The 10,730-nt window shown below is 72.6% G+C and carries 7 protein-coding genes; 1 reads left to right on the top strand and 6 read right to left on the bottom strand.

Going from position 1 to position 10,730, the window contains the following annotated elements; all coding sequences use genetic code 11:
- From ACQHII_RS01770 to ACQHII_RS01755, 4 genes are read right to left on the bottom strand one after another with little or no spacing between them, the layout of a single operon-like run.
- Positions 1–1,353: a Rieske 2Fe-2S domain-containing protein gene (locus ACQHII_RS01770; protein ID WP_427917483.1), complete on the bottom strand. Its 1,353-nt coding sequence runs from the start codon at positions 1,351–1,353 to the stop codon at positions 1–3.
- Between the two features lie 34 nt (positions 1,354–1,387).
- Positions 1,388–3,334: a primary-amine oxidase gene (locus ACQHII_RS01765; protein WP_427917482.1), complete on the bottom strand. Its 1,947-nt coding sequence runs from the start codon at positions 3,332–3,334 to the stop codon at positions 1,388–1,390.
- Positions 3,331–4,866, bottom strand: coding sequence for a gamma-glutamyltransferase (locus ACQHII_RS01760; protein WP_427917481.1), 1,536 nt, complete (start codon positions 4,864–4,866; stop codon positions 3,331–3,333). The genes ACQHII_RS01765 and ACQHII_RS01760 overlap by 4 nt, the downstream gene beginning before the upstream one ends.
- Entirely contained in the window at positions 4,863–5,516 is a 654-nt protein-coding gene (locus ACQHII_RS01755) for a cyclase family protein (RefSeq protein WP_427917480.1), read from the bottom strand. Before ACQHII_RS01755 ends, ACQHII_RS01760 begins: the two co-directional genes overlap by 4 nt.
- Before the next feature lie 137 nt (positions 5,517–5,653).
- Here ACQHII_RS01755 and ACQHII_RS01750 point away from each other — a divergent pair, with 137 nt between their 5' ends.
- Entirely contained in the window at positions 5,654–6,358 is a 705-nt protein-coding gene (locus tag ACQHII_RS01750) for a GntR family transcriptional regulator (RefSeq protein ID WP_427917479.1), read from the top strand.
- 20 nt (positions 6,359–6,378) lie between these two features.
- Here the strand turns inward: ACQHII_RS01750 and solA are convergent, their stop codons facing one another.
- Both solA and ACQHII_RS01740 read right to left on the bottom strand, forming a co-directional pair.
- The gene (gene solA / locus ACQHII_RS01745) at positions 6,379–9,267 is read right to left on the bottom strand and encodes an N-methyl-L-tryptophan oxidase (RefSeq protein WP_427917478.1); all 2,889 of its coding nucleotides are present in this window, start codon (positions 9,265–9,267) and stop codon (positions 6,379–6,381) included.
- On the bottom strand, positions 9,264–10,721 hold the full coding sequence (locus tag ACQHII_RS01740) for an aldehyde dehydrogenase family protein (protein WP_427917477.1): 1,458 nt from the start codon (positions 10,719–10,721) through the stop codon (positions 9,264–9,266). Before ACQHII_RS01740 ends, solA begins: the two co-directional genes overlap by 4 nt.
- Positions 10,722–10,730: the final 9 nt, after the last annotated feature.

Here is a 10,730-nt window from a genome sequence, read left to right as displayed (position 1 = left end):
TCAGCCGTCCGTTCCCAGCGGCTGCGCCCAACTGCTGTCGGCGCGCTGCTTGTCGGTGACGGCGGCCCAGTGCTCCTGCCAGCCCTCGGTCGGGCCGATCCCGTCCAGGGCGACCGGGCCGTGCAGCCGTCCGGCCTCCTCGGCGGGCAGCACCAGCGGCGGATCCTCCCCGCGCTCGACCGCGCCGATGGCCTCGCCGAGCATCCGGCGGTACATCACGATGGCCTTGTCGGAGCGGCCCAGATGCTCGCGGGTACGGTCCTGCACGGCCCCCTGCCCCTCCACCGCCCACTGGTCGTGCACGTTGATGTCGAAGCCGAGCCCGGTGTACGTCGTCGTCCGCTGCTCGACCGGGTCGTAGCCGTAGCCGTTCGCACGGCCGAAGCGCGGCCGGTAGTCGGGCAGAGTGACCGCGCCGACCCGCTGCCGGCGCATCTCCGCCTGGTCCACCGGGCCGCCGACACTGGTGAACAGGGCGTACCAGTAACTGGAGTTGTCGTCGATCGGCACATGCCACTGGGTGATCGCCGTCTCCGCGTCCAGCGGGATGTGGAAGGCGTGCGGGAACACCTGGTGGGTGATGCGGACATGGGTACGGCTGCCGTCCATCGGCAGACCCCGCGTGTCCGTTCCGTCGAGTGTGCGCCGGGCGGTGATGCGGATGCCGTACGGGGTGCGGACGGCGTCGATGTCGGGGCGGCCGTACTCGCGCAGGATCTTCGTCATCGGGAGGTCGGTGCCCTGGGAGGCGGCGCGGAACTGTTTGCCGTAGCTGTCGGCGGGGTCCTCGTCCTGGAAGAAGCGGTGGAGGTAGGAGGCGTGGGCGGGGTCGATGCCGACCTCCAGGGCCTGGAGCCAGTTGCACTCCAGCAGCCCTTTCCAGGCGAAGGCGTGGTCGGCGGGAGCCTGGAAGCAGTCCAGGGCGGGGAGTGGGGGCGGTTCGCCGGGGCCGAGGTAGCCCCAGACGATCCCGTTGATCTCGCGGACCGGGTAACTGCTCAGCCGGACCCGGGACTTGAGCGGACTGTCGACGGGCTCGGCCGGTGTGTCGAGGCATGAGCCGTCACGGGCGAACAGCCAGCCGTGGAAGCAGCAGCGCAGCCCGCCGTCCTCCAGCCGGCCGAGCGCCAGGTCGGCGCCGCGGTGCGGGCAGCCCCGGTCGACGAGACCGAGTTCGCCGTCCTCGTCGCGGAACAGGACGAGGTCCTGGCCCATCACCTTGGGCGCCACCAGCGGCCGTACGCCGTCGAGTTCCTCGCTGAGGGCGATGGGCTGCCAGTAGCGGCGCATCCACTCACCGGCCGGGGTGCCGGGCCCGGTCCGGGTGAGCCGGGTGTTCTCTTCCTCGCGCATGGGACGCCTTTCTGATGAGGGGGAGGGGGCGCGGTCAGCCGCAGCAGTGGTCCGGGGCCGAGGGGCTCGGCGTGTGGCAGGAGACGGGGGCGGGCACGTCCAGGGCCGGGTTGCGGTCGAAGAAGCCGTCGGGCTCCAGGCGCAGCCGTGCCTTCGCCACCGGCATCACCGGCCACTCCTCGGGGCGCGGGAAGTGGTGCGAGCCGACCGTGGCCCACAGCACGAGGTCCGTGCCGTCCAACGACCGGTTCTCCTCTTGCCACTTGTGGACCCCGTCCGCGCCGGGCTCTGCCTGATTCGGGTACTCGCCGCCGACGAACCGCCGCTGAGCGTCGTAGGCCGTCGCCCACAACTGCCGTCCCACGAACGGTGCTCGGCGGGCGCACACGCTGTCCTCGCGCACCGGCAGCACCGCCGTGTTCTCCAAGTGCACGCGGTACGCGGTCGGTTCGCCCATCCGGTTGCGGGTCTCGGTGCTCTCCACCCGCCAGTGCAGCGCGCGCGACGGGTCGGTGCGCCGGGCGCCCTCCGACTCGCTGAGGATCGGCCGCAGTACGGTCCGGGCCGCGTTGCCGTACGGGTCGAGGACCGGGTCGGGCTCGTGCTCGGCGGTGACCTCGACGAGCCGGTTGGGACCGCCGTCCACCGCCATGTCCAGGCGGACGCTGAAGAAGTGCTGGTGGTTGGTGACCGCGACGTTCGGCGCGACCCGGCGCGCGTACGGCGTCGCCTCGTCCTCCTCCACGCCGGTGGCGGAGAGGATGCCGGTCATCTTGATCTCCAGCATCACCGAACCGTCCTGGTACAGCGACCAGTAGAAGCCGTAGTCGTAGTTGGCGACGGTCGCGAACGCCGAGATGATCAGTCGGCGCGAACGGCGCACCTCCGTACGGCCCGTGCGGCCGTCGTGGTGCTTCCAGAGGATGCCGTCGTCCTCCTCGTGCACACATACGGCGTTGGGGATGAGCCGGGGCACGCCGTCGCCGCCGAGCACGGCCGCGTCGAAGTACTGGATGACACCGAGGCAGTCGCAGCCCAGGGCAAGGGAGTTGGTGAGCGGGCCCGCGCCGTACTCGCCCCAGTCGAAGAAGTTCTTGCGGTACTGGGTGGACGCGGTGTCGAAGTACGGTACGTACATCTCGTTGACGGCCGCACGCCGGATCACCTGCCGAGGCCCCTTCCCGGCAGCGGCGAAGGCGAGATCGTGCAGCACCAGCCCCTCGCGATGGCTGAAGCCGACGCGCACCGACCACCCCTGCCAGTCGATCCGCTGCCCCGTGACGGTGAAACTCGGCCCGTCCGGCTGGACGACCTCCAGCGCCTTCAGCCCCGGCCGCTCGGCCACCGTCCCGGCCGAGAACACGCCGGACTCCTCCGACAACGGCACCACCCCATGGTCCTCGATGTGCAGGACCTCCATCGTCTCCATGTCGATGATCGGCACGACCCCCTGCACCGGGCGCGCGTAACCGTTGTCGTCCTCGTCGGTGCGGTGCCAGACGCTGCCCCAGGTCAGCCGGCGGCCCGCGTACTCGGGCGGTTCGAAGCCGCCGATCGACTCCGGGTCCACCATCACCAGCGACACGTCGTGGATACCGCGCAGCGCGAGCGCCTCCCGGAAGCGCGGGTCGGCACGGCAGGCGGCAGCGGCCTGCCGCGCCTCCTCCGAGGAGCAGCCAGGACTGCGGACGTCCAACTCCCGCCAGGCGGTGGTCTGCGGCTTGTCGCCGAGTTCGAGGTCGACCTCGAAGGCGTGCCGGGCGGAGGGCGAGAACACCACCGCGCGGGCCCGCCGGGTGTCTCCGGGCGCGGCACGGCGGGCGTGGTCCTCGTCCAGCGCCACACCCCAGAACCGCGCGTCGTCGGGGACCCGGGTGTCCCCCCTCAACACCCCTACGGCGGTGGCGAGTTCGGTGACGGTGAGCGGGTCCAGCGGATGCGGTGCGTCGGACGGTACGGGTTCGGGGGCGAGCGTGCTCACAGGGAACTTCCTTCCAAAGTGGTGCCACCGTCGGCGCGCGGATCGGAGGCGCCGTCCAGCCGACCGCCCGCGGACAGCCGTACGGCCTGGGTGTGACCGGCCAGATCGGTACGGCCCGGCGCCACGACGACCGGAACCGCCGACGGGAAGGCGCCCGCTGGAACGGACCCGGGTTCGGCCAGCAGGGTCGGTGTCTCGTGACCGATGTCGCGGGCGCCGATCACCCAGCGCGGGCGGTCCAGTACGTCGGCCGGATCGGCGGAGGGGTCCATCAGATCGGGGACGGTCTGGGCGAGGATCTGCGGCTGCGCCCGGCCGCCCTGACAGCCCGCCGCGAGCAGCAGGTCGGCCGACCGGCCGAGCACCGGGCAGAGGGTGTGCGGGGGACGCAGGCCGGGTCCGATGAGCGCCGGACGGCCGGGGAGCAGGCTGAACGCCGAGCCGCGGTTGTGCAGCACGATGCCCGTCTCCGGGTCGCAGATGCCGGAACCGAAGGTCTGGTACACGCTTTGGATGAGTGAGACCGCCAGTCCGGACGCGTCCACGGCGGTGATCGCGACGGTGTCCCCGGCGGGCCGGAAGGGCGGCTCGGGCGGTTGCGCACCGGCGAGCGGAGCCGGGCGCAGCAGCCCGTCCAGGTCGACGGGCGAGGGGCCAAGCGGATCACCCAGCAGCAAGTCCCGTGCGGCGGAGGCGTCTTGGCACCGGGCGGCCAGCACACCGGTGCGCTCCGGTTCGGGCAGCTTCGCCACCGAAGCGGCGGTGTCCAGTACGGCGAGCAGGCTCGCGCCCTGGCTGGGCGGCGGCGCGGTCCACCACCGCGTACCGGACAGGTCCAGCGTCAACGGCTCTACGGCTGCCGCCTGATGGGCCGCGAGATCATCTGCGGTGAGGGAACTCCCCGCCCGGTGCAGTCCCTTGGCCAGTGCCTCGGCGACCGCGCCCCGGTAGAAGGACGACGGGTCATCGGCGAGCGTGCGCAGTACGGCGGCCAGCCGGGGTTGGGGGAGCGGGTCGCCCTCGTCGAGCGGCGCGTCCTCGGGGCCGGTCAGCAGTGCGGTGAGCCCGGGGTCCGCCGCGATCTGCGGGGCCCGCTCGCGGATGGCGCGCGCCAGACCCGCCGAGACGGTGGCCCCGTCCTCGGCGAGTTCGGCGGCATCCCGCAGCGCGGCGGACAGGGCGCCGGGTGCGCCATAGGTCTCGGCGAGCGCGGCCCAGCCCGCCACCACGCCGGGCACCGTCACCGTATGCGGGCCCTGCGCGGGCATCCGCTCGTCGGCCGCGCGCAACGCGTCGACGTCCACGGCTTGTGCGGCGGCTCCCACCGAGATCACCGCGCGCACCGAGCCGCCGGGCGCGTGGACGAGGGCGATCAAGTCGCCGCCCAGGGAACACTGGTGGGGGTAGACGACGGTGAGCGCGGCGGCTGCCGCCAGCGCCGCGTCCACGGCGTTGCCGCCGCGTTCGGCCGCACGCCGGGCGGCCGTCAGTGCCGCCGGGTGCGGCGCGGCGAGGATCAGCTCGGTTGTCACGCCTCGTCCCTCGGGAACAGCACGGTTCGGGACGGAGCAGCCTCGGCGCCCTGGAGAGGCAGGGGGAGGGAGATCATGTCGTAGACCCCCGCCGGTGTGTGCAGCAGATCCACCACTTCCAGGATCAACACCTCGGCCGCGCAAAGGAGTTGGTGGGTCTCCCAGTGGGTGGTGTAGGCGACCGCCTCGATGCTCAGGTAGTCGATGCCCGCGGTGCGTACGCCGGCCTCGATGAGCCGTTCCGCTCCGTCCGGGGCCAGGCCGACCCACTGCCGGGCCTTCCACGGGCTGCGCAGGACGCCTTCCGAGTTGCTGGTGCGCAGCAGCACGCGTTCCTCGGTGCCGAGGCCCGCCGCGTCGAGGTCGGCGGCGGTGATCTGCTCCTCGACGTGGGTCAGATCGAGGACACGGGCGGTGCCGTTGAGGGCGGACAGGTCGAGCCGGTCGACGGTCTTGCCGCCGTCGATGAAGTGGGCCGGGGCGTCGATGTGGGTGCCGGTGTGGGCGCCGATGCGCCAGCGGCTCACATTGGAGGGATCGCCCGCGGTGCGGGACTCGACGATCTCCACCTCGGGCCGCCGGCCCCAGTGCAGCATGCCGGGGTGGATGGGGACGGACACGTCGATCGCCTCGGCGAAGTCCAGATTCATGCGGCCCTCCTATTGGATGCGGATATCATGGAAGTGGATCCAAAAATGTGTGGCTGTGGACGCCCCGGGCCGCGTGGGAAACTGCTCCACCACCGCGCACCCCCCGACCGCCCCCGAGAAGGGTTTGACCGACTCCCATGACCCCCCAGACTGACGACGAGCCCCTCGTCGACGACATCGCGGCCCGTATCCGCGCGCGGATCATGAACGGCGAGCTGGCGATCGGCAAACCGCTGCGCCAGGCGGCGCTGGCCACCGAGTTCGGGGTCAGCCGCACACCGGTGCGCGAGGCGCTGCGCCAGCTCCAGAACGGCGGACTGATCGAGATGCAGCCGAACCGCGGTGCGGTGGTCCGGGTGCCCGCGCCCTGGGAGGTGCGGCAGGCGTACGAGGTGCGCGCCGAGCTGGAGGGCATGGCCGCCCGGCGCGCCGCCTCCCGCATCACGGAGCGCGGGCTCGCCGCGCTGCGCGAGCACAACGCCGTCCTGCGCGAGGCGGTGGCCCGTGCCGCCGGTGAGGGGACGGGGGGCGGCAGCAGCGCGACGACGGCGGCGAACGACTGCTTCCACACGGTCATCTGCGAAGCGGCCGACAACCCCTGGCTGACCCGGATGATCGACCGGATCAACGAGAGCTTCCCGCGCAACGTCTCCTCGCTCGCCCTCGCCGGCGACGAACGCCACCGGCAGCTGAACATCCGTGAACACGACGCCGTGATCGAGGCGTTGGCCGCGCACGACGCCGACCGGGCGGATGCGCTGATGCGCGAGCACGTCATCAGTTCCGGGGAGCATCTGACGGCCTGGTACGAGCGCCGGTCCCAGACGGTGTTCCACGGCTGAGCGGACCCGACGGCGCCGCCTCACGAGGTTCCGCCGGGGAAGAGCCGGGCCGGCGACAGGAAGTCCAGGTCCGGGCGGGCGATCCCGCACACCAGGTCGGCCAGCGCCTCGCCGATCGCCGGTCCGAACTTGAACCCGTGCCCCGAACACGCCGAGCCCAGCAACACCTGTGGCACGCCAGGCAGTTCGCCGACCACGAAGCGGCGGTCGGCGGTCATGGTGTAGAGGCACGTCAGGCTCTCCGTCACCGGCCCGGCACCGGGCAGTACCTGTGCCACCGCCTCGGCGAGCAGGGCGAGTTCCTCGGCGGTGGCGCGGGGGCGAGGGGCCCGCGGGTCCCAGGTCGGGCCGCTGTCCAGCCCCGCCTTGAGTCCGCGGCCGTCGGTCGCCGGAAAGCCGTACAGCAGGCCCTGCGGCAGATCGACGGAGAAGCTGCCCAGGCCGGAGGGGCCGAGCGGGCCCATCGGGTCGGCGGCCAAGTAGGCGTTCACGATCCGAGTGACCGTCAGATGCGGTGCCAGGGACGGGACTTGGATTGCCGTCCAAGGACCGGTGCACAGGACCAGGCGCCGGGCGCGCAGAACGGCCCTGCCGGTACGGACCACCACCTTGTCGCCGTCCGGTTCCCAGCCGAGGACGCGGGCGTGGTCGTGGATGTGCGCTCCGGACCGTTCGGCCAGGGTCAGTTGGGCGCGGAGCGTCTCCTGCGCGTCGATGATTCCGGCGCGTGGATCGTGCACCGCCGAGAATCCGACCGGCAGCCGCAGTCCGGGAAAGATCCGAGCCGCCTCCTCGCCGTCGATCTGTCGGCAGCCCGGGCCGCGCAACGGATCCGGGCGGTCCAGTGGTGCCGCGTACAACCCGCCGGTGATGTCGAGCAGTTGGGCCTTCGAGGCGCCCTCCAGCTCCGTCCACGCTTGGTAGGCGGTGTCGACCAGGGCGTCCCAGTCGGGGTGCGGGTAGGCGCGGCGGATCATCCGGGTCTCCCCGTGCGAGGAGCCCAAGTCGTGCCCCAGGCCGTACTGTTCGAGCCCGAGAACATCGAGTCCGCGTGCGGCCAGGTGGCGTAGGGCGGCACTGCCGTGGACGCCGAGGCCGACGACGATCGCGTCGTGGGTGTGGTGGGGGCTGGGTGCGGCCCGGGGCGCAGGCGATGGTGCGGGCGCTGCGCCGCTGTTGCCCGGTATCCGGTCCGGCGCATTCGTGAGTGCGGGTGTGGCGGGTGTGGCGGGGGATGTGGTGGCTAGTGCGGTGCTGGTGCCGGCACTGTGGCCCGTGACTCGTGTGGCTGCGGGCGCAGCCGTCGTCGGGCCGTTGCCCGGCGCTCGGTCCGGCGACGGTGTGGGCACTGACGTGTCGACGTCCGCTGCCGGACCCTGCGGGCCCGGCCCCGGGGGTGTGGCCCGAAGTGTCGAGGCCGGCGGGCCGGGCGGCGCGGCATCGGCCTCCGGTTCCCCGATTTCCCGCGGTGCCTCTCTCGACTCGGGCTTCGCGATATCCCGCGGTGCCTTTCCTGTCTCCGGCCCCGCGATATCCCGCGGTGCCTCTCCCGTCTCCAGCCCCGCGCTTCCCCGCGGTGCGTCCCCTGTCTCAGTCCGCGCGTTGCCCCGCCCCGCGTATCCCACCCCCCGCTCCGGCCGCCCCGCACGGGACCCCGTACCGCGCCCCTGCAAGCAGACGATCTCGCGTACCGCCTCCACCAGGGCGTCCAGATCGTCCTCGTCGTTGTAGACGTGGACGGACGCCCGGACCACCTTGGTCAGGCCCCGGTGGTCCATGTCCCAGCGGCCGTGTCCCGCCGGTACGGCGATCAAGTGGACGCGGCGGTAGGCGAGTTGGCGTTGGACGTCCGAGGCGTCCAGTCCGTCGACCACGAAGGTGACGATGGCGCCGCCCGCGGCCGGCGGGTCGGTGATGTGGACGCCCGGCAGCGCGGAGAGGCGTTCCCGCAGCGAGGCGGCGAGGGCGGCCAGGTGTCGGGCGACGGTGTCCACGCCGAGTGAGGCGAGGTCGGTCAGCGCGGCGCCGAGGCCGAGACGCAGGGCGTGCGCGGCTTCCCAGAGTTCGAAGCGCTTGGCGTCCGGCACCAGTTCCCAGGTGCGCTCGGCGGTCCATACGGCGCCCCGGACATCGGGTGCCTCGGGGGCGAGCCGGTCCAGGAGCGGGCGCCGGACCGCGAGCAGCCCGGTGCCGCGCGGGCCGCGCAGGAACTTGCGGCCGGTGCCGATGAGCAGGTCGCAGCCGATGGCACCCATGTCCACCGGCAACTGGCCGAGCGACTGGGTCGCGTCCAGGAGGAACGGCACACCGTGGGCACTGGCCAACGCGCCGATCGCGGCGACGGGTTCGACCAGTCCCGAGGAGGTCGGCACATGGGCGGCCGTCACCAGCGCCGCGGGCCCGGCCCGCAGCGCCGCCTCCAGGGCTTCCAAGTCCACTGCCCCGTCGGGGCCGTTGGGCAGCAGCTCGACCTGGACACCGTGGTCGCGTTCGGCCGACAGCAGGTGCAGCGCGCTGCTGACATAACTGGAGCGGGCCGCCAACACCCGGTCGCCGGGGCGCAGTCGGAGCGCCGAAACGGCCCGCTGCCAGCCGGCCGTCGCGCTCTCGACGAGGGCGACCTCCTCCAACCGGGCGCCGAGGAGTTCTGCCGTACGCGCGTAGACGGCCTCCAGGGCGGGAGCGGCGTGCTTCGCGGCCTCGTAGCCGCCGGACAGACTCTCCGCGCGGAGGTGGTCGATGACCGCCTCGACGGTGCCGTTGGCGAGCAGGGCCGCACCGGCCGCGTTGAAGTGGTGACCGGTGAACGAGCCCGGCGTACGGGCGCGTTCGGCCGCGACGTTCAGGGTGCGTGGGGGCGGGGGACTCGGGGGCGAAGCGGCCGTACCGGCCGTCACGGGCGCGCTCACAGGGCGATCGTCACGCTCTTGAGCTCGGTGAACCCGTCGACGGCGGAGTCGCCGAGGTCCCTGCCGAGGCCGGACTGCTTCATCCCGCCGAAGGCCACGGCGGGGTCGAACTCGTTGTACGTGTTGACCCACACGGTCCCCGCCTCCAGTGCGGCGGCGGTGCGATGGGCGCGGGCCAGGCTGCCGGTCCACACCCCGGCGGCGAGCCCGTACTCGCTGTCGTTGGCCAGCGCGATCGCCTCCTCCTCGGTGTCGAAGGGCAGGATCGTGGCGACCGGGCCGAAGATCTCCTCCCGGGCGATCCGCATGCCGGGGGTCACCTCGGTGAACACCGTCGGCGGTACGAACCACCCCGGCCCGGGCAACTGTTCACCGCCCACGGCCACCTCGGCGCCCTCGGCGCGGCCCAGTGCGACATAGCCGGTGACGCGGTCGTACTGCTCCTGCGAGACCAGCGGACCGATGTTGATGCCGCCCGTCAGGCCCGGGCCGATCCGCAGTGCCTCCACGGCCGGCACCAGCCGGTCCAGGAACTCCTTCACGATTCCGCGCTCCACCAGCAGCCTGCTGCCCGCCGTGCACATCTGCCCGGAGTGCCCGAACACCGCGCGCACGGCGTTCGGTACGGCAGCGTCGAGATCGGCGTCCGCGAAGACGATGTTGGGGGACTTGCCGCCCAGTTCGAGCGTGAGCCGCTTCAACGACGGCGCCGCCGCGGCCATGATGTGCCGCCCGACCTCCGTCGACCCGGTGAAGGACACCTTGGCCACGCCGGGATGGGCGACCAGTTCCGCACCCGTACGGCCGTCACCGGTCAGCACGTTGACCACGCCCTCGGGCACTCCCGCCTCCAGGCAGAGCGCCGCCAGCCGCAGCGCGGTGAGCGGGGTCTGCTCGGCCGGCTTGACGACGACCGTGCAACCGGCGGCCAGGGCCGGGGCGAGCTTCCAGGCCGCGATCATGAAGGGGAAGTTCCACGGCAGTACGGCCGCCACCACGCCCACCGGTTCACGGACGCTGTACACATGCCGGTCGGGGCCTGCCGCGTGCACGGTGCCCTCCAGCCGGGTCGGTGTGCCCGCGAAGTGACGGATGGCCTGGAGCCCCAACTCCACATCGCCGCGGGCGCGTTCGATCGCCTTGCCGTTGTCCAGGGTGTCCAGCACCGCCAGTTGCTCGGCGTCGCGTTCCACCAGGTCGGCGAGGCGCAGCAGGACGTCACGGCGCCGCCGGGGCGGCAGCCCGCGCCAACGCCGGTCCCGGTGCGCCGCGTTGGCGGCCTCGACCGCCGCCGACACCTCGGCCGGGCCCGCCTGGGCGACCGTGGTGAGCTGTTCGCGCGTCGCGGGATCAAGCACCGATATCCGCTCCGTCGCGGTGCCGGTGGTCCACTCGCCGCCGATGAGCATGGGCTCGCAGTCCGGCAGCCGGGGGATCACGATGCTGGGGTCCACGGTGTTCTC

This window comes from Streptomyces sp. cg40 (assembly GCF_050320165.1).
Taxonomy (GTDB): domain Bacteria; phylum Actinomycetota; class Actinomycetes; order Streptomycetales; family Streptomycetaceae; genus Streptomyces; species Streptomyces hokutonensis.
The sequence above is the reverse complement of the archived record's forward strand: the minus strand, read 5'-3'. Positions and strand labels throughout refer to the sequence as shown.

Bases quoted from the DNA above. Each gene is read 5' to 3' on its own strand.
- ACQHII_RS01770 (WP_427917483.1), bottom strand. From the start codon at position 1,353: ATGCGCGAGGAAGAGAACACCCGGCTCACCCGGACCGGGCCCGGCACC.
- ACQHII_RS01755 (WP_427917480.1), bottom strand. From the start codon at position 5,516: ATGAATCTGGACTTCGCCGAGGCGATCGACGTGTCCGTCCCCATCCAC.
- ACQHII_RS01750 (WP_427917479.1), top strand. From the start codon at position 5,654: ATGACCCCCCAGACTGACGACGAGCCCCTCGTCGACGACATCGCGGCC.